The sequence below is a fragment of the Chitinophaga sp. 180180018-3 genome (assembly GCF_037893185.1).
In the GTDB taxonomy this organism is placed as follows: domain Bacteria; phylum Bacteroidota; class Bacteroidia; order Chitinophagales; family Chitinophagaceae; genus Chitinophaga.
This window is the reverse complement of sequence record NZ_CP140772.1, coordinates 8,057,632-8,075,064: the sequence shown is the minus strand read 5'-3', so window position 1 is coordinate 8,075,064 and position 17,433 is coordinate 8,057,632. Positions and strand designations below refer to the sequence as shown.

General features: G+C 44.4%; 20 protein-coding genes. 12 read left to right on the top strand and 8 right to left on the bottom strand.

Annotated elements, in window-relative coordinates:
* Window positions 1–12: 12 nt before the first annotated feature.
* Together UNH61_RS32090 and UNH61_RS32085 are read right to left on the bottom strand one after the other, a co-directional pair.
* On the bottom strand, window positions 13–447 hold the full coding sequence (locus UNH61_RS32090) for a group III truncated hemoglobin (protein ID WP_326996115.1): 435 nt from the start codon (window positions 445–447) through the stop codon (window positions 13–15).
* Between the two features lie 9 nt (window positions 448–456).
* Entirely contained in the window at window positions 457–768 is a 312-nt protein-coding gene (locus UNH61_RS32085; RefSeq protein ID WP_326996114.1) for a hypothetical protein, read from the bottom strand.
* Window positions 769–1,112: 344 nt separating this feature from the next.
* Between UNH61_RS32085 and UNH61_RS32080 the strand changes: the two genes are divergently transcribed.
* From UNH61_RS32080 to UNH61_RS32065, 4 genes are all read left to right on the top strand, one after another.
* The gene (locus UNH61_RS32080) at window positions 1,113–3,203 is read left to right on the top strand and encodes a M13 family metallopeptidase (RefSeq protein ID WP_326996113.1); all 2,091 of its coding nucleotides are present in this window, start codon (window positions 1,113–1,115) and stop codon (window positions 3,201–3,203) included.
* A 100-nt stretch (window positions 3,204–3,303) separates the two neighbouring features.
* A complete protein-coding gene (locus UNH61_RS32075) occupies window positions 3,304–3,858 on the top strand; it encodes a helix-turn-helix domain-containing protein (RefSeq protein ID WP_326990557.1) in 555 nt (184 codons plus the stop codon).
* Between the two features lie 14 nt (window positions 3,859–3,872).
* Window positions 3,873–4,676 carry an IS3 family transposase gene (locus UNH61_RS32070; protein WP_326990558.1) on the top strand — a complete coding sequence of 268 codons (804 nt, stop codon included), beginning with the start codon at window positions 3,873–3,875 and terminating at the stop codon, window positions 4,674–4,676.
* Window positions 4,677–4,827: 151 nt separating this feature from the next.
* On the top strand, window positions 4,828–5,115 hold the full coding sequence (locus UNH61_RS32065) for a YHS domain-containing protein (protein ID WP_326996112.1): 288 nt from the start codon (window positions 4,828–4,830) through the stop codon (window positions 5,113–5,115).
* Window positions 5,116–5,397: 282 nt separating this feature from the next.
* On the opposite strand, the gene UNH61_RS32060 is transcribed toward UNH61_RS32065, so the two are convergent.
* Together UNH61_RS32060 and UNH61_RS32055 are read right to left on the bottom strand one after the other, a co-directional pair.
* The gene (locus UNH61_RS32060; RefSeq protein ID WP_326996111.1) at window positions 5,398–5,799 is read right to left on the bottom strand and encodes a hypothetical protein; all 402 of its coding nucleotides are present in this window, start codon (window positions 5,797–5,799) and stop codon (window positions 5,398–5,400) included.
* 269 nt (window positions 5,800–6,068) lie between these two features.
* Window positions 6,069–6,899 (bottom strand): UDP-2,3-diacylglucosamine diphosphatase, encoded by an 831-nt coding sequence (locus UNH61_RS32055; protein ID WP_326996110.1) that lies wholly within the window; start codon window positions 6,897–6,899, stop codon window positions 6,069–6,071.
* A 179-nt stretch (window positions 6,900–7,078) separates the two neighbouring features.
* Here UNH61_RS32055 and UNH61_RS32050 point away from each other — a divergent pair, with 179 nt between their 5' ends.
* The 8 genes from UNH61_RS32050 (at window position 7,079) to UNH61_RS32015 (ending at window position 13,958) form a co-directional block, all read left to right on the top strand.
* Window positions 7,079–7,729, top strand: coding sequence for a DUF47 family protein (locus UNH61_RS32050; protein ID WP_326996109.1), 651 nt, complete (start codon window positions 7,079–7,081; stop codon window positions 7,727–7,729).
* Window positions 7,730–7,772: 43 nt separating this feature from the next.
* Complete coding sequence (locus UNH61_RS32045; protein WP_326996108.1) at window positions 7,773–8,777, top strand: inorganic phosphate transporter; 1,005 nt, start codon at window positions 7,773–7,775, stop codon at window positions 8,775–8,777.
* A gap of 161 nt (window positions 8,778–8,938) precedes the next feature.
* Window positions 8,939–9,820 (top strand): glucose-1-phosphate thymidylyltransferase RfbA, encoded by an 882-nt coding sequence (gene rfbA / locus UNH61_RS32040; RefSeq protein WP_326996180.1) that lies wholly within the window; start codon window positions 8,939–8,941, stop codon window positions 9,818–9,820.
* A 30-nt stretch (window positions 9,821–9,850) separates the two neighbouring features.
* Window positions 9,851–10,879 carry a UDP-glucose 4-epimerase GalE gene (galE, locus tag UNH61_RS32035; protein ID WP_326996107.1) on the top strand — a complete coding sequence of 343 codons (1,029 nt, stop codon included), beginning with the start codon at window positions 9,851–9,853 and terminating at the stop codon, window positions 10,877–10,879.
* A gap of 51 nt (window positions 10,880–10,930) precedes the next feature.
* Window positions 10,931–11,896, top strand: a complete 966-nt coding sequence (locus tag UNH61_RS32030) for a transketolase C-terminal domain-containing protein (RefSeq protein WP_326996106.1) — start codon at window positions 10,931–10,933, stop codon at window positions 11,894–11,896.
* A gap of 188 nt (window positions 11,897–12,084) precedes the next feature.
* Window positions 12,085–12,636: a sigma-70 family RNA polymerase sigma factor gene (locus tag UNH61_RS32025; RefSeq protein WP_326996105.1), complete on the top strand. Its 552-nt coding sequence runs from the start codon at window positions 12,085–12,087 to the stop codon at window positions 12,634–12,636.
* Window positions 12,637–12,741: 105 nt separating this feature from the next.
* A complete protein-coding gene (locus UNH61_RS32020; RefSeq protein WP_326996104.1) occupies window positions 12,742–13,467 on the top strand; it encodes a hypothetical protein in 726 nt (241 codons plus the stop codon).
* Entirely contained in the window at window positions 13,464–13,958 is a 495-nt protein-coding gene (locus UNH61_RS32015) for a hypothetical protein (protein WP_326996103.1), read from the top strand. The genes UNH61_RS32020 and UNH61_RS32015 overlap by 4 nt, the downstream gene beginning before the upstream one ends.
* Window positions 13,959–14,083: 125 nt before the next feature.
* Here the strand turns inward: UNH61_RS32015 and UNH61_RS32010 are convergent, their stop codons facing one another.
* Genes UNH61_RS32010 through rodA form a run of 4 tightly spaced genes read right to left on the bottom strand, consistent with a single transcriptional unit; the run spans window position 14,084 to window position 17,407 of the window.
* Window positions 14,084–14,431 (bottom strand): nuclear transport factor 2 family protein, encoded by a 348-nt coding sequence (locus UNH61_RS32010; protein WP_326996102.1) that lies wholly within the window; start codon window positions 14,429–14,431, stop codon window positions 14,084–14,086.
* A 58-nt stretch (window positions 14,432–14,489) separates the two neighbouring features.
* Entirely contained in the window at window positions 14,490–15,326 is an 837-nt protein-coding gene (locus UNH61_RS32005; protein WP_326996101.1) for an AraC family transcriptional regulator, read from the bottom strand.
* Between the two features lie 20 nt (window positions 15,327–15,346).
* Window positions 15,347–16,093 carry an MBL fold metallo-hydrolase gene (locus UNH61_RS32000; protein ID WP_326996100.1) on the bottom strand — a complete coding sequence of 249 codons (747 nt, stop codon included), beginning with the start codon at window positions 16,091–16,093 and terminating at the stop codon, window positions 15,347–15,349.
* Window positions 16,094–16,120: 27 nt separating this feature from the next.
* Window positions 16,121–17,407, bottom strand: a complete 1,287-nt coding sequence (rodA, locus tag UNH61_RS31995; RefSeq protein WP_326996099.1) for a rod shape-determining protein RodA — start codon at window positions 17,405–17,407, stop codon at window positions 16,121–16,123.
* Between the last annotated feature and the right edge of the window lie 26 nt (window positions 17,408–17,433).

The following is a 17,433-nucleotide window of genomic DNA, read 5'->3' as shown; positions in this document are numbered from 1 at the left end:
ACTCAGCTGTGTTTAATGGTTATTGCCCGGGTTAACGAGCGGAATCTTTTTCTCCCCATCATCCCGACGGTTGACCTGGTCCATTTTAAATGCCATTATCTGCCTGATCGACCGCGCCCGGGTAATTGCCAGTGTTGCTTTTTCTCCGCTGAACAAACTGTTCACGGTGGCCTCAAATAGCTGCAACCAACGGTTGAAATGCGCAGCTTCCAAAGGGATAAGTTTATTGACCCTGAAATGTGGCGCCATTACATGCCCATTGTAACTACCGGTGTCCAGCAACAGACCTTCCCAGAAATTATACATCACCGGCAGATGCTTGCTCCAGTCTACCTTCGCTATATCGTTGAAGATAAACCCGATCACATCATCCACTTTTACCTGGTCATAAAAACTATTCACCAGCGTTTCTATATCTTCCCTGCTTGTAATGTCATGCTTTTCCATAACCTGCATTTAATCCACGTTATGCCCATCGCCGTTCTGCTGCCGCCACTCTTTCAGAAAACGGAACGACAGGTCTATGTTGATTGTAAATAAAACTCCTGTCAGGAACAGTACAGTACCTAATGTTTTCACCATATCATAACTTACGCGTTCCCGTTGCTCTGGTGGCTGCATGGCAACGATCTCGGTCATTTGCTCCCTGGATACCAATAACATTAGTATTCCGGCAAAAACCAGCAGAAATACACCTACCAGCCCAACTATACCGGCCCTCTTCAATCGCTTCGGGAAATTATTCTTCATCGGAATTTCCGGCATCATCAGGTGTCGTTGAAAATATATCGATAGAATACTATGGACAAAACATGCCCCGATAGTCACCAGAAATAACAACGAAAAAAAGTTAAACCCTACCATAGGTATGCTTGATAAAAGCGAAAAAGTAAATAGCCCGGAAATAACCAGCGACAAGGCTGTAGTGATCCTGTACAATTTAAACCCAAATGTCATCAATATCTCAATTTGCTAACACAAACCTACCTAATTATTCAGAGATTTATAAGAAATGATCGTTAACCGGTAGGGGAAAGATTACCGTTTATAAAAATCACCTTCTGCAGGATGCCCCGTTTTCCATACCTTTAAATACTAAACCTGTTTTATATATGAGCAAAACCAATTCGGTAAAACTACCGTTGCTGGCGGCTATGGTTACATTGGCAGCCTGCAACTCCGGTAGTTCCTCCAAAAAGGGCGACGCAGACAGTACCGGCAATGCCAGCCAGACTGCAGAAAACGCCATAAAGGTTCCCGCCTTTAACATGGCCGATCTGGACACCACTTTCAAAGCCTGCGACGACTTCGACAACTTTGCCAACGGCAACTGGAAAAAACAACACCCAATCCCATCAACCGAAAGCCGCTGGGGCGCATTCAATGTCCTTGATAAAGAAAACAAGGAAGTACGTCTGAAAAGCATTATTGCAGAAATCACGGCAAAAACTGATCTGAAAAAAGGTACTGAAGAACAACAAATTGCTGATTATTACAGGTCTTTCCTGGACAGCGCTACTATCGAAAAACGCGGTATTACCCCACTGCAACCCTATCTGGATAAGATCAATGCAGCTGCCAATCTGAACGACTGGTCCAGTGTCTGCGGCGAATTACAGAAACTGGGCATCTCCACCTTCACTGGTTTCTATGCAGAGGCAGATGCCAGGAACAGCAAAGTAAATGTGCTGTATCAGGGCCAGGACGGGCTGAGTATGGGCGATAAAACCTACTACGAAAGACAGGATCCGGCTACTAAGAATGTTCGCGATGAGTTCGTAACACACGTAGATAAAATGTTCCAGCTGGCTGGCTTGAAAGACGAACATCCTGGTAAAACCATCCTGGAATTTGAAACGAAACTGGCAAAGGTGCAACTTCCTAAAGATGCACTCCGCGACCCGGTGAAAACCTACAACCGGTCTGCGTTCTCTGAGTTGAAAAAGCTGGCGCCTGACTTTGACTGGGAAGGCTTCTCTGCTAAACAGGATATCAAAACCGATACCCTCATTATTCAGAACAAGGCGTACCTCACCAGCGCCAATGCGCTGCTGAAAGCCACTCCCCTTGAAATACTGAAAACATATACCCGCCTGCAGCTGCTGAGTCACTTCGCCAGCTACCTGCCAAAAGCAATAGACGATGAAAACTTTCATTTCTATGGCACCGTAATGTCTGGCAGAAAAGCTCAGAAAGCACGTACAGAAAGGGCCATCCGCTCTGCTGATGGTACCCTGGGCATGCCGCTGGGTAAATTGTTCGCTAAAAAATACTTCCCGGAAAGCAGCAAGAAGAAAGTTTCTGAAATGATCGAAAATGTGCGGACTGTTTATGGAGAAAGAGTCGACAAGCTCACCTGGATGGGCGATTCCACCAAACAGATGGCCCATAAAAAACTGGCATCTTTCACTTATAAGATCGGCTATCCGGATAAATGGAAAGATTATTCTACCATCAATATCGATAAAGGTACCCTTATCGAAAACCTCATTTCTGCCGCTTTATATGCCCACAAGGAAAACATCGACAAAATCGGTAAACCTGTGGATAAGACAGAGTGGGGTATGACACCACAAACCGTAAATGCTTACTACAACCCGTTAAACAACGAAGTAGTATTCCCTGCCGGTATCCTGCAGCCTCCATTCTACAACCAGGATGCTGATGATGCCATCAACTATGGCGGTATCATTGCCGTAATCGGTCATGAGTTCACCCATGGCTTCGACGATCAGGGCTCTCAATTCGACGCCGATGGTAATCTGAAAAACTGGTGGACTAAGTCCGACCGCGAAAAATTTGATCAGCTTACCAAACGTTATATCGATTACTTCAATCATCTGGAACCATTAACGGGCTTTTTCATCAACGGTAAACTGACTGTCGGTGAAAACGTAGCAGATCTGGGAGGCCTTACCCTGGCCTACCACGCGCTGGCTAAATCCCTGCAGGGCAAACCTGAACCCAAACCAATCGACGGATATACCTGGCAACAACGGTTCTTCCTCGGATGGGCACAGGTTTGGCACGAAAACATTACTGATGCTGCCCTCCGCAACCAGATTCAAACCAACGAACACTCTCCGGCCCGCTTCCGCATCCTCGGCCCTCTGCCTCACCTGGCTGAATTCCAGGCTGCCTGGGGCTGCGCTCCAGGAAGCAAAATGGCGCTGCCTGAAGCGAAGAGAGTAGTGATCTGGTAATTAAGAATATAGAAAGAAGAATTAAGAAACAGAGCGAAGACTTTAGCGGATAATAATTGAAGTGCCCCCAAAAAGTTAGACACTTTATGGGGGCATTTTTATGGATAAGCGAATCAAATACAGTTTAGCACAAAAGCAAATAGCAGTTAAGTCCGTACTGTCAGGTCATGACACATTTAGCTCAGCTGCCCGCAAGATCGGAGGCACCGATACCACAATTCACCGTTGGGTCAATCTTTATAAGCTTCATGGACAAGCAGGATTACAGCAGCGCCCAGGTAATTATACAGGAACATTTAAATTCCAGGTGCTCCAGTATATGTTTGAAAAGGGGTTATCTTTAATGCAAACAGCCATGATTTTTGGTATTACCCAGGATAATATAGTTGGTCGATGGCTTAAAAAGTATGAACGAGAGGGAGCTGCCGGGTTGTTAAAAGAGACAAGAGGCCGAAAAAGTTCGACGATGACAAAAAAATCGAAAAAGAGTAAAAAACCAGTAACAGATCCAACACAGGCCAAACTAGCGGCTTTAGAGGCAGAGCTGTTGTATTTGCGGGCGGAGAATGCCTACCTAAAAAAGTTGGATGCCTTAATTCAGGAAGAAAAAGCCGCTCAGGATCAAAACAAGCGGCAAGAGCCATCAGAGAATTAAGGCCGCATTATTCATTGGAGTTACTGCTGAAGGTGGCAGGGATGGCTCGAAGTACTTATTATTACTATCTCAAACAAGTGTCAGTACCTGATAAACATGCCATATTAAAAGGAGCAATAACAGCGCTTTACCATCAGCATAAAGGTAGATATGGCTACAGACGCATAACAGCAGCATTGAGGCGATCAGGCAGGGAAATTAATCACAAGACAGTACTGAAAATGATGAGGGCCTGTAATTTGAAAAGCCTGGTCAGGGTAAAAAAATACAGATCTTATAAAGGGCAGCAGGGCAGAATCGCGCCCAATCTGCTAAAGAGGGATTTTAAAGCAGAGAAGCCCTGCCAAAAATGGGTTACAGATGTAACCATGTTTATGGTAGGAGATCAAAAGCTCTATCTTTCTCCTATAATGGATCTGTACAATGGGGAAATAGTAAGTTATAGTCTATCGGAACGCTCCACCTTTCAGCCAATCATTGATATGCTTCAAAATGCCTTCCCCAGGCTGCCTACCGATAGCAAACTGATATTACACTCTGATCAGGGATGGCAATACCAGATGAAACAATATCAAAAGATGCTGATTGACTGCAATATCGAGCAGAGCATGTCTGGAAAAGGTAATTGTTTGGACAATGCTGCTATGGAGAGTTTCTTTAGTGTCCTAAAAACAGAGTTGTTCTATCTTGAAAAATTTGACTCTATTACAGTCTTAAAACAGCAGATTGAAGAATATATTGGCTACTACAATAACGATAGAATCAAACTAAAATTAAATGGCCTGAGCCCTGTAAATTACCGAACTCAGGCCATTTAACTTAATCTCTTTAATTTTAAAAAACGTCTAACCTTTTGGGTTCACTCCAAATCTCAATACAATATTATCCGCTAAAGTCTTCGCTCTGTTTCTTAATTCTTCTTTCTATATTCTTAATTCTTCCTTCCCTATCTTCGCAAAAAACTTTGTCATGAAACATATATTCATCGCCTGTAGCGCTATATTTCTTTTTGCCTGTGCCCAACAACAAAAGCCTGCAGCTACAGACAGCACTGCAATGCAGACACCAGCTCCGGCAAAAAATCAGCTGACAGCAATAAATGGTAAATTACCGGATCCCGTTTGTGAAATGCCTTATGATACCACCTATAAAGAATGGGCAGTGTATAAAGGCGATACCGTGCATTTCTGTTCTACGACCTGTAAAGGTGTATTTGAAAAAGCACCTGAAAAATATATGGCCAAACTTGGTAAATAAGGCCACCAATAACTGAGAACGCCCGGGTAAAAACCCGGGCGATGTTAATACAGTTTATGATATCTGGATTGTAAATACTAAAGTTGTCCACTACACTTTTTCAGAGCAGTGGAATGAATACTGTTTTCAAACAGGTATCAGGGATGCACGATACAGAATGGGTGGATGTTAACGAAGCAAATTTATCCGCTGTATATTACCAGATTATTAAGTAAATATTACCAGCATATTAAAATAACACAGGCGGATCACAGTAGAAAAAATGGAGAAAGGTATTGGAGATTACCACATATTCTGCGGTGGCTGCTGACGGTGATTGTTCGTCAGCATATCAAGGGATATATCCAGCTGATAATTCCGGTCGTCTTTCCTGTCGGAAGCCACCCGCGCTATCTGGAACAGATGCTGGCTCTTGTTCATAAAAGGCTTGTTATCCTTATTGCACAATTCCAGCGAAAAATTAAACCGCTCTTCTACCTCCTCTTCAAACTCCCGTAAACTCAGCGTCTCGTCGATCGGGAATTCTATCAGCACATCTTCCTCAAAACCTGCCTCTTTCAAAGTATCAAAAGTATTGGCTAATGAATTGCGGACATATACTGCCACATTACAAAAGAGCAAACGCTGGATCTGCATTTGCAATAGGGAGATAGTCATTAAAGGATGCAACTTCAATACTTTCATCGAACTGTTTTTCTGCTGTTCTAAATGTGATTTTACCGTCACACTTAATTATTTCTCTGGCAAACTTATAAGTCTACTTTTAATTTAATATTAAGCACTTGTTATGATTTTGTGAAAATCACATTTAAATATAATTATATTTAAATTATATTAAATATATTTTTAAGACATTAACGGGAGATATATCCGCGTAATATCATCATAGCTAAAATTAAATCCTGATCCTGCGGCTGGATATCCAGCCACCGGACAACTACAGTTTAAGCAGCTTAAGCGCCAGGGAAGGTGATAATTCGTGTAGCATCCCAGTCGGCAGCAGCATCATCCTCATCATCAGCCAATACTACACGGGATTTCGTAATGGGATGTTGATATAGGGACCATTGTTGGTTATTATACTCTAAAGCGGTCAGGCTTTCTACCCAGTCGCCCGAATTCAGATAGGTCACAGATTTATCCCCTACCTGCATTTCCTTGATCAGCGGCTGATGAATATGCCCACAGCATACTACATCAAACCCTTTATCTATGGCTATTTCAGCAACTGTTTGTTCAAAATCGGAAATGAACTTAACTGCTGATTTAACACCCTGCTTCACTTTCTTGGAAAACGACATCTTTTCCCGGCCTAAACTTTCCAGCAGATGATTCACCAGCCGGTTCAGGATAATCAGCAGATCGTATCCTTTTCCACCGAGTTTAGCCAGCCATTTGGAATTTTTCATGGTAACATCGTAAACATCACCGTGAAAAAACCAGTGCTTCTTCCCGTTAACATCGAGGATCAGCTTATTATCGATCGTAAAATTGCTAAGCTCAAAACCGGCGTATTTGCGGAGTGCCTCATCGTGATTACCCGTGAGATAATATACTTCTGTACCCTTACCGATCATCTTCAGGATCTTCCGGATTACCTTAGTATGCGCTTTTGGAAAATAACGTTTACTGAACTGCCAGATATCAATAATATCTCCATTCAGTATAAGGATACGGGGATTGATACTATCTAGGTATTGGACCAGTTCTTTAGCATGACAACCGTATATACCCAGATGTACATCTGAGATAACGGCTATATCTAATGGGCGTTTATCTGACATTCCAGCTTGTATGTACAGGTTGTAGGCAGCCTGTTTTATGAGTATTATTTTCAATACAAAGGAAAAATCGCTATATTACTTTTATATTAATCCAGTGTTAAGGAATTATTAATTCCCTTTTTTCCGTGGCCGGGATAGATTCTGAAAGCTATTTTTGCGGCAAATTTAAACTCAAACGTATGGGAGGCTTCAATTCTTTTGTTAAACTATTTATGCCGAAAGACCGGGTATTTTATTCTCTGTTTGAAGATGTGGCTTCCAATCTGGTTGAAATGGCAACTGTACTGAACGACCTCGTTGCAACCACAGATCTGGCTATAAGAAAAGATAAAGTACACCTCATAGAACGCCTGGAACACAAAAACGACGATTATACCCACCGCATATTTGTAGAGCTCGGACAGAATTTTATCACCCCGTTCGACCGTGAAGACATCCACTACCTGGCGGCCACACTCGATGATGTAGCTGATTATATACACGGCTCTGCCAAAAGAATGGATCTCTACAAAGTATACAAAGCCAACGAAAGTATTCGCAAACTCGCTGAACTGATCCATCTGGGAGTACTGGAACTCGCTAAAGCAATCCCTGAACTGCGCAATATGCAGAACATGCGCGTTATTACAGACGCCTGTGTAAAAATCAACAGCCTTGAAAACCATGCTGACGATATCTATGACATGGCTATCGCCGACCTGTTCGATACTGAGCAAAATGCAGCAGAACTGATCAAAATGCGTGAAATCTACCAGGCGCTGGAAATCGCTACCGATAAATGCGAAGACTGCGCTAATGTAATAGAAACCATTATTATCAAGTACTCCTGATAAAGGGGGAATACAGTTCTGAACGCATAATTCTCCTGATGTCATGACTTTACTCGTAATCATTGTTATACTGGCATTCATTTTTGACTACATTAATGGTTTCCATGATGCAGCCAATTCTATTGCCACCATCGTATCGACCAAGGTACTAACCCCTTTTCAGGCAGTACTTTGGGCCGCGGTTTTTAACTTTGCGGCTTTTTTTATCGCCAAATATGTAATTGGTGAGTTTAAGGTAGCCAACTCTGTTGCCAGCTCCGTATTTGAACAGTATATCACCTTAAAAGTGATCGTCTGCGGCCTGGTGGCAGCTATTACCTGGAACCTGTTCACCTGGTGGCTGGGTATACCTTCCAGTTCTTCTCATACACTCATCGGCGGTTTCATTGGTGCTGCTGTAACTGCTTCCGGTGGTAACATGGCAGTGATCAACTTTCATAAAGTATTGCCTACCGTATATTTCATTGTGCTGGCACCGCTGATCGGTATGGTCGTAGCGTTCATCATCACGCTGATTATCGTCAATGTCTGCCGCAGAGCCAATCCATACCGGGCAGAAAGCTGGTTCAAACGCCTTCAGCTGGCATCATCCGCTGCCCTGAGCCTTGGCCACGGTAGTAATGATGCACAGAAAGTAATGGGTATCATCGCTGCGGCAATGGTTTCTGCCGGTTATATCGACAATATCAAGGCTATGCCCGACTGGATCCCGCTGGCCTGCTTTACCTGCATTGCCCTCGGAACCATGAGCGGTGGCTGGAAAATTGTAAAAACAATGGGAACCCGCATCACCAAGGTAACTCCGCTGGAAGGTGTGGCCGCTGAAACTTCCGGTGCCATTACCCTCTTCCTGACTGAGCACCTGGGTATACCGGCCAGTACTACACACGTTATTACCGGCGCTATCATGGGCGTTGGTGCCACCAAAAGGCTGTCGGCTGTGCGTTGGGGCGTTACCGTTTCTCTTCTGTGGGCCTGGGTACTAACCATTCCCATCAGTGGATTACTGGCTGCCCTGACTTATTTTATTGTCAGTTTATTCATTTAAATAGCTATCTTTCTGAAATATATTAAAGCTCTCCGTTTATAACGGAGAGCTTTTTTTGTAAAAAAAAGATGTCATTTAAAGATGTCATTTAAAAGAGAGCTGCTATTTTTGTGCGGTTTTTCTTTTTTTGGAAGAACTAAGTCTGTGACCATCAAAAATTGATCTTACAAATGAAAGGAATTATCCTCGCCGGGGGCTCTGGCACCCGGTTACACCCCATTACGTATGCTATCAGCAAACAAATAATGCCGGTGTATGACAAACCAATGATCTATTATCCTCTTTCCACCCTGATGCTGGCAGGCATTAAGGATATCCTTATTATTTCAACTCCCCATGATCTGCCCGCATTTCAGCGCCTGTTTGGTACTGGTCAGCAACTCGGCCTGAACCTTAGCTATGCTGAGCAACCAACCCCAAACGGTCTTGCCCAGGCTTTCGTCATCGGAGAAGAGTTCATTGGTAAGGATAATGTAGCATTGGTACTGGGAGATAATATTTTCCATGGCTCCGGCCTCGGTAGCCAGCTGGCCCGCAATACAGAGCCCGATGGTGGCATCGTATATGCTTACCAGGTGTCTGATCCGGAAAGGTATGGCGTTGTAGAGTTTGGCGACGATATGAGAGTACTCTCCATCGAAGAAAAACCGGCTAAGCCTAAGTCTAACTTTGCAGTGCCCGGCCTCTATTTCTACGACAATCAGGTAGTGGAAATCGCTAAAAATCTAAAACCAAGCGCACGTGGCGAATATGAGATCACCGATGTGAATAAAGAATATTTACGCCGTGGCAAATTAAAAGTTTCTATCTTACCTCGCGGAACAGCCTGGTTAGATACAGGTACCTTCGATTCACTCATGCAGGCCTCCCAGTTTGTACAGGTAATTGAACAACGACAGGGTATAAAAATAGCCTGTATAGAAGAAATTGCTTACCGCAAAGGGTTCATTACAGCCGAACAGTTGAAAGAACTGGCTACACCGCTGCTGAAAAGCGGTTATGGTACCTATCTTGAGACTGTGTTGAGCCAAAAAATACACTGAAATAACTAATAAACGTAAATCTGAAATATCATGAAGGTTCTTGTTACGGGAGGTTGTGGCTATATAGGCGCACATACTATAGTAGATCTGATTAATAATGGGTTTGACGTAGTTTCTGTAGACAGTAATATCAGAAGCACCACTCAATTATTGGACGGTATAGAGAAAATTACCGGAAAAAAGGTACGCAATTACAAAGTAGATCTTTGCAACCTGGAAGATACCAATGCTGTATTTCATGAAAACAGAGACATCGTGGGCGTTATCCACTTCGCAGCGCTCAAAGCTGTAGGTGAATCCGTGAATGAACCACTGATGTACTTCCAGAACAACCTGACTTCTCTTATTAACGTACTGAAATGCGTAAAAGACTATAACGTGCCAAACATGGTATTTTCTTCCTCCTGCTCTGTATACGGCAATACCAAAGCCTTACCGGTAGTGGAAGAAACCCCGCTGGCAGAAGCACAGTCGCCCTACGCCCGTACCAAACAAATAGGTGAGCAGATCATTGAAGACTACAGCCGGGTGAATGATACCCAGTCTATCCTGCTTCGCTACTTCAACCCCGTTGGTGCTCACCCTTCTGCACTGATCGGAGAGCTGCCGCTGGGCAAACCCGATAACCTGGTGCCGGTTATTACGCAAACAGCTATCGGAAAGATCTCTAAAATGACTGTTTTTGGTGATGACTATGATACCCGCGATGGTTCCTGCGTACGCGACTATATTCATGTGATGGATATCGCCAACGCACATACCAAAGCGTTGCAGTATCTTATTGAACATCGTAATACCAGCAACTGTGAGGTATTCAACCTCGGTACCGGCAACGGGGTGACCGTACTGGAAGCCATCAAAGCCTTTGAAAAGATTTCTGGTATCAAACTGAATTACACCGTAGGCCCACGCAGGGAAGGCGATGTGATCTCTATCTATGCCAATAATTCAAAAGCCAAGGAAAAGCTGCACTGGGAGCCCAAAATTGGCATTGAAGACAGTATGCGCACTGCATGGCAATGGGAAGTGAGCCTGCGCAATAAAGTGCTGAGCAACTAGGATCATCACTTTTAATGTTTATTTTTATGCTTCAATTTTAAAAAAACCACGATGGTAAAAGATATTCAACCACTCAATGAGAAAGAAACCCGCGGTGGGTTTGGTGAGGGCATCCTTGAAGCCGGTCGCCGGAACCCGAATGTGATGGCTTTAACAGCTGACCTGCTCGGCTCCATGAAGCTCAACGCCTTCATCAAAGAATTCCCTGATCGTTTTGTTCAGGTAGGTATTGCTGAAGCCAATATGATGGGCATCGCCGCCGGTCTTACCATTGGCGGAAAAATTCCCTACACTACCACTTTTGCCAACTTCTCTACAGGAAGGGTATACGACCAGATCCGTCAGTCTATCGCCTATTCCAATAAAAACGTAAAAATATGTGCTTCCCACGCAGGCCTTACCCTGGGTGAAGATGGCGCTACCCACCAGATACTGGAAGATATCGGGATGATGAAAATGCTGCCTGGAATGACTGTTATTGTTCCCTGCGACTTTAACCAGACCAAAGCAGCCACCATCGCTATCGCAGAGTATGAGGGCCCGGTATATCTCCGTTTCGGCCGTCCGAAATGGCCTAATTTTACCGCTGAAGACCAAAAATTCGAAGTGGGTAAAGCCCAGATCCTGCATGAAGGAACAGATATTACCCTGTTCGCCTGTGGCCACCTGGTATGGATCGCTATCGAAGCTGGTAAGATATTGGAAGAAAGAGGCTACAGTGTTGAAATTATCAACATCCACACCATCAAGCCACTGGACGAGGCAGCGGTGATCAAATCGCTCACCAAAACCGGTTGCGCCGTTACTGCAGAGGAACATAACGTACTCGGAGGGCTGGGCGACAGCATCGCGCAGGTAGCTGCCCGTAATGTTACAGTACCGATCGAATATGTAGGCACTAACGACACTTTCGGAGAAAGCGGTAAACCAGTAGAACTGCTTACAAAATACGGTCTGGATGCTGATCATATCGTTGCAGCTGCTGAAAAAGCCATACAGAGAAAGAAAAAAGCATAGTCGGCGCCCTGTAAAACAGGACACCAGCGCAAATTTTATAAAAAGGGGAAACAGATGCCAGTTAAGAGGTAACTGTTTCCCCTCTCTTTTATCTGTCGGTTTTTAAACTTTCAGGACATCCCAATGTCTCAGAAATAGGTTTTTAGTTATATTCATTTATAAAAACCCTGGCTAGAACCATTTAACCTATGGCCGTTTCACAGGACGATAAAACATTATTGGCATTATACCGTATCCCTGATACCAGGGAGAAAGGATTTACCCTCATTATACGAAAGTATCAGGAGAGGCTTTACTGGCATGTACGCCGCATGGTAGTGGACCATGATGATGCCAATGATGTACTACAAAACGTATTCATAAAGGTGTGGAAAAACCTGGAGCACTTCAGGGAAGACGCACAGTTATATACCTGGTTGTATAAAATTGCCACCAACGAAAGTCTGACTTTCCTGGAACAGCAAAAACGTAAAACATCCGTTTCGCTGTCTGAAGTTGAAACAGGTTTAAGTAATAAATTAAAAGCCGATCCTCAGTTTGATCCCAATAAACTGGAATGGAAACTTCAAAGGGCCATCCTCAGTTTACCCGATAAACAGCGGCTCGTCTTTAACCTGAGGTATTATGATGAGATGCCTTACGAAGAAATGAGTAAGGTATTGGAAACCTCCGAAGGGGCCTTAAAAGCTTCTTATCATCATGCCGTAAAAAAGATTGAGGAATTTATCAGGAAGGGGTGATAATGAATTTTTTAAATACTTATTTTAAGTAATTTTTAAAGAAAGTTGTCAAAAGATTAAAATCACATTAAACTATTAAACAACTACACTGTCTAAAAAGCAGTTATGAACAGGCAAACCAACATAGCAGATGAATTGAGGCAGATAGCTCCTGGTACAGAATGGCCGGTGCAGGTACCGTTTTCGGTTCCTGAAGGTTACTTCGAACAATTACCCGGTGTTATTATGATGCATATTCAGCTGGACGCAATCCGGCCTGCTATGGTTGCAATTACTCATCATCAGTCCGATGTTCCTGAGGGCTATTTTGATGAATTACCTGCTATGGTGCTTCAGCAAGTCAATACTAACGAACTGAACCCTGTTCAGGCTGAATTAATGGAGCTTGCTCCGTTCCTTGCCAATATACCGAAAACCAATCCCCTTACTGTTCCCGATAGTTATTTTGAAACCTTACGGACACAACAGGATGTACCTTCCGTACCTCCCATGTATGTGGTAAGCCGGAACAAGGTAAGTTCCTGGCTTAAGTGGACAGTGGCCGCCTGCCTGACTGTTTTTATCGGCAGTACCGCTTTGTTGTTTGTCACCAGCAGCAACAACAGACATAATAATATCGAAAAACAACTGGAAAGCCTGGATGATGAAGATATCGTTAGTTATCTTCAGACACATACCGGCCCGTTTGATAATGATGCTTTCATTGCATCTTCTACCAGTTCAGAAATATCTCCGGTACAGAATCAGCTCAATGAATCAGTACCGCTGGAGGCTATCGAGGAATACCTGCAACAAACCGATCCCAAGAATGTGATACCCGATAAGAAATGATGAAACGTATTAGCTTTATATGGATTGTTACGTTGGTGTTGCTTACCATTAACCGGGTTAGCAGCGCGCAGCAACCTCCATCCGACGATGCCGCAGAAAAGATTAAAGCCATTCAGATACAATACCTGACTAATAAGCTGGCGCTTACTCCTGAGGAAGCCCAGAAATTCTGGCCTGTATATAATAATTACACGCGTGAAGTAGAACAACTGATCGCGGAACGTCATCAAAAGAAAAACCAGGACCAGCTATCAACCGACAATGCGGACGACGCCGCCAGGAGAAGCATGGACAAGGAACTGAACTACGAAAAAAGAATGCTTGACATCCGGTCGCACTACAACTCAGAATTCCAGAAAGTGCTGCCCGGTAGAAAAGCAGGTATGGTCTTTAAAAGTGAAAGAGAGTTCCGTAACATCATGATCAACCACCTGAACACCCAGAGAATGTACAGAATGGGGCAGGGTGGAGGCGTTAGAAGGAGACCTTGAGGAGAAAGAATTATGAATTAAAAATTACGAATTACGAATTAGAGCGAAGACCTTAGCGAATAAGTATAGTGATATGCTATTATTCGCTAAGGTCTTCGCTCTATTTCGTAATTTTTAATTCATAATTACTTATAGTGTGCTCTTACTTCAATCACATGGCCTTGTTCGTTCAGCACCATCGTTTCTGCAGCCAGTTTCTCGTTAATACTTTTGTAATACAACACAACAGAGTTAATTCCTTCAAGAATGTGATACAGTTCAAAATGCAGGTCGGGGTAAGCCTGGAGAGCTTTGGCGAAATATGCACGAAGGTTTTCCCTGCCTTTTATGCATCCGCTGGGATCGTTGTTGATGCGGATTATTACGGGTGAATAAAAGACTACATTATCGTCGTAGTGAGACAGGATCTCCTCCAGGTCGTGCGCATTCCACGCACGATGCCAGGCTTCCGCGAATTGTTGAAGATGATTCATCGTTTTTTTCTGCAAGTTAAGACTTGGGCAGCCGGATTCATTTGCTAAAAAGATCACTTTACAGCTTGCGCCACTGTAAAGGGGTAGCACCGAAGCACCGGCGAAACTGCCTGTAAAAATGGGGGATATCTTCAAAACCTGTTTCGTAAGCTATTTCCTGGATAGGCTTTGAGGTGGTACGTAAAAGGTAGCCCGCTAGCTGCAGCCTTTTATCCATGATCCATTGCATTGGACTACTATGATAGAGATCCCGGAAACGGCGCTTCAGGGTTGCCGTGCTCATATGCCCCATTGCTGCCATCTCTTCAAGGAATTGTACCTCCGTCAACGTCTTACTCAGCTTCTCCATTACTTCAGGTAAAGGGAGCCGGGCCGACCGGGTCAGCATATTGCTTACATCTTCATAACTGTCCAATAGCTGCAATGCACGATTAATGGTGCTGTAATAATCAGGGACTGATAAGGCCTCGTCGGTAAAATGCCGTAACAGAAAGGATGAAAAACGCTGCCGGTCGCTGCTGGCAGGAAGTTTCATAATAGACTTGGAGGGAGCTGCAGGCCGGACGGGCTTTTTCAGCATGTCCAGGATCAGCTGGTCCGGGATCACAAGATTAATACTGCAGTATTGCCCGGAGGGCCTTAATATCTCAGAACAAACAAGGGTACCAGCGGGGATCACCAGGGCATCACCTGTTTGTACTTCCAACACCTCCCGGCCATCATACATTCTTTTCTGCCCTGTGATAACCAGATTCAGTATTGTTTGTGGTATGTACAGCTCATGAGAGGCCTGGTTACAATAAAGGCTATAGGAAGCCCAGCTACAACTTTGCTGTTGCCATGTTTTGATCTGATGCTGCCCGCTGAGGGCAAATTTGTCGAAAGAAGAAAACATTTAAATCCAACTGTTCACGGTTAAAACCGGGCAAAAGGTTCTTTGGTATCATGATAGAACAGGAAGGTCCAGTTTTCCTGCCTGCCACGCTCCAGGAACTCCTGGCGCAATTCCATACTGCGCTTCCCGTCATAGTCGTATTTGGCTGCAAAACGGCTTTTCATCTGGGAGATCTGCGGAGCCACATCACCGCCAAAAAACACCTTATCTTCTCCATCATCTACCAGAAAAACCTGATGGTACGGACAGTGCCCACCTGTTACCTCATAATGAATATAACCGTCGATAGTACCATTACCCGTTGTAAACACTACATTATCACGCTGTTGCAGCAAAATAATATCTTCTGATAAGTATGATTTACCCGAATGTTCCAGGGCATACAACATCTCTTCATTATTCACATAATAGGTAGCTCCCGGAAATGTCAGCGTACGCTCACCGGTTATAGGATCTGCTGCAGACACGCCTCCGGAGTGATCTTTATGCAAATGACTCATCAATACCTTAGTGATCTCCATCGGATTAACCCCATGATCTATCAGGTGTTGATGGATCTGCAATACACCATCCGGGTTACGGAAACCCAGTCCGGTATCAAATAAAATGTAATCGCGGTCGGTAATGACCAGGAATGGTTGTATTTCAACCAGTAGTGATCCATGCGGGCGATCCTCCATGCGATCTGTCCCTGGCTTGAATGGAATGAATTTTTTGGTCCCGTCTACAGTGAATGACCCTTCTGATAATGGAATAATACGCGCCATGCCGCAAAGATACAACTTTAGCAGCGGCTATCTCAACACCATCTGCCTGTCTGCATCCAGCCGGAGCAGGATAAAGATCAGCATGGTAAATGTCATCAGAGAGGAGCCCCCGTAACTCACCAGCGGCAATGGAATACCAATCACCGGAGCAAGACCGATGGTCATCGAAATATTGATGGCAAGGTGGAAGAATATAATACTCGCTACTCCATAGGCGTAGACACGGGTAAAGGTCGATCGCTGTCGCTCTGCCACAAATATCACCCGGAAGAGCAAAGCCACATAGAGACCCAGGAAAAGAACACTGCCGAAAAAGCCGAAATCTTCCCCGATTGTACAGAAAATGAAGTCGGTACTCTGTTCCGGTACAAAATCATAACGGGTTTGGGTACCTTTCAGATAGCCTTTCCCCCAGAATCCTCCGGAGCCGATAGCGATCATACTCTGGCGCGTGTTATAGGTTGCTTTGGGATCATTCTCTTTGCCCAGCATTACCTCGATACGGCGCACCTGGTAGTCTTTCAGCACTTTAGTAAACGCAAAAGGCACTACAAACATCACAAAGAGGCCGCAGAAAGCATATATACCCAGGATCAGGGCTAATTTCGATCGCTTTCGTTTTATCTCTCTCCGCATGAAATATATGACGAGGGCGGTGATTACCGTGAAGATGGAAAACAATACCGTTCGGTCCACTAACAGGGCCGAGAGCACCAGCACGATACCGGAAAAGGCGATTACCAGCAAAACACCCGGCAGACCTTCGCGGTACATAACCAGGAAGAAGGAAAAGTACACCAGTGCCAGCCCTGTTTCGTCCTGCAGGATGATAATACCGGCAGGGATCAACGCCAGGGCAGCAGCGATCAGTCTCGATCGCAGCTTGGTAAAATCGGTTTCCTGCGACGACAGGTATTTCGCCAGGGCCAGATTAGTACATAGCTTGGTCAGCTCAGCAGGCTGAAACTGAAAGCCGCCCACTACCAGCCAGGAGTGCGACCCTTTTACATCTTTTCCTATCCCCAGTACAAGCAGTAATAGCAGCAGGCCACCTACATAGAGCAGGTTGGCAGTGGCAGTAAAGAACTTACTGTCTGTTAACCAGATGACTGATGCCAGCACCAGCGACACTCCAAACCAGATCAACTGTCGCGAATAGTTTTTACCCGGGTGAAGGATATCCTGCCATACGTTGTCGTCGCCCCGGTATTCCGCAGCGAAGATAGAACTGATACCTATTATCACCAATGCCAGGTACAGGCCAACTATTGGCCAGTCTATCCCTTGTGTCAGTTTGGCTTGTGCACGGTTCATTATTAATTAATCAGTTTAGTCGTTGA

What these genes read in the sequence shown, in the direction of transcription:
- UNH61_RS32025 (WP_326996105.1), top strand. Translation starts at nt 12,085, where the DNA reads ATGGCCGTTTCACAGGACGATAAAACATTATTGGCATTATACCGTATC.
- UNH61_RS32005 (WP_326996101.1), bottom strand. Translation starts at nt 15,326, where the DNA reads ATGTTTTCTTCTTTCGACAAATTTGCCCTCAGCGGGCAGCATCAGATC.
- UNH61_RS32090 (WP_326996115.1), bottom strand. Translation starts at nt 447, where the DNA reads ATGGAAAAGCATGACATTACAAGCAGGGAAGATATAGAAACGCTGGTG.
- UNH61_RS32065 (WP_326996112.1), top strand. Translation starts at nt 4,828, where the DNA reads ATGAAACATATATTCATCGCCTGTAGCGCTATATTTCTTTTTGCCTGT.
- UNH61_RS32015 (WP_326996103.1), top strand. Translation starts at nt 13,464, where the DNA reads ATGATGAAACGTATTAGCTTTATATGGATTGTTACGTTGGTGTTGCTT.
- UNH61_RS32020 (WP_326996104.1), top strand. Translation starts at nt 12,742, where the DNA reads ATGAACAGGCAAACCAACATAGCAGATGAATTGAGGCAGATAGCTCCT.
- galE (WP_326996107.1), top strand. Translation starts at nt 9,851, where the DNA reads ATGAAGGTTCTTGTTACGGGAGGTTGTGGCTATATAGGCGCACATACT.
- UNH61_RS32060 (WP_326996111.1), bottom strand. Translation starts at nt 5,799, where the DNA reads ATGAAAGTATTGAAGTTGCATCCTTTAATGACTATCTCCCTATTGCAA.
- UNH61_RS32045 (WP_326996108.1), top strand. Translation starts at nt 7,773, where the DNA reads ATGACTTTACTCGTAATCATTGTTATACTGGCATTCATTTTTGACTAC.
- UNH61_RS32075 (WP_326990557.1), top strand. Translation starts at nt 3,304, where the DNA reads ATGGATAAGCGAATCAAATACAGTTTAGCACAAAAGCAAATAGCAGTT.
- UNH61_RS32080 (WP_326996113.1), top strand. Translation starts at nt 1,113, where the DNA reads ATGAGCAAAACCAATTCGGTAAAACTACCGTTGCTGGCGGCTATGGTT.
- UNH61_RS32050 (WP_326996109.1), top strand. Translation starts at nt 7,079, where the DNA reads ATGGGAGGCTTCAATTCTTTTGTTAAACTATTTATGCCGAAAGACCGG.
- UNH61_RS32030 (WP_326996106.1), top strand. Translation starts at nt 10,931, where the DNA reads ATGGTAAAAGATATTCAACCACTCAATGAGAAAGAAACCCGCGGTGGG.
- UNH61_RS32055 (WP_326996110.1), bottom strand. Translation starts at nt 6,899, where the DNA reads ATGTCAGATAAACGCCCATTAGATATAGCCGTTATCTCAGATGTACAT.
- UNH61_RS32010 (WP_326996102.1), bottom strand. Translation starts at nt 14,431, where the DNA reads ATGAATCATCTTCAACAATTCGCGGAAGCCTGGCATCGTGCGTGGAAT.
- UNH61_RS32085 (WP_326996114.1), bottom strand. Translation starts at nt 768, where the DNA reads ATGATGCCGGAAATTCCGATGAAGAATAATTTCCCGAAGCGATTGAAG.
- rodA (WP_326996099.1), bottom strand. Translation starts at nt 17,407, where the DNA reads ATGAACCGTGCACAAGCCAAACTGACACAAGGGATAGACTGGCCAATA.
- UNH61_RS32000 (WP_326996100.1), bottom strand. Translation starts at nt 16,093, where the DNA reads ATGGCGCGTATTATTCCATTATCAGAAGGGTCATTCACTGTAGACGGG.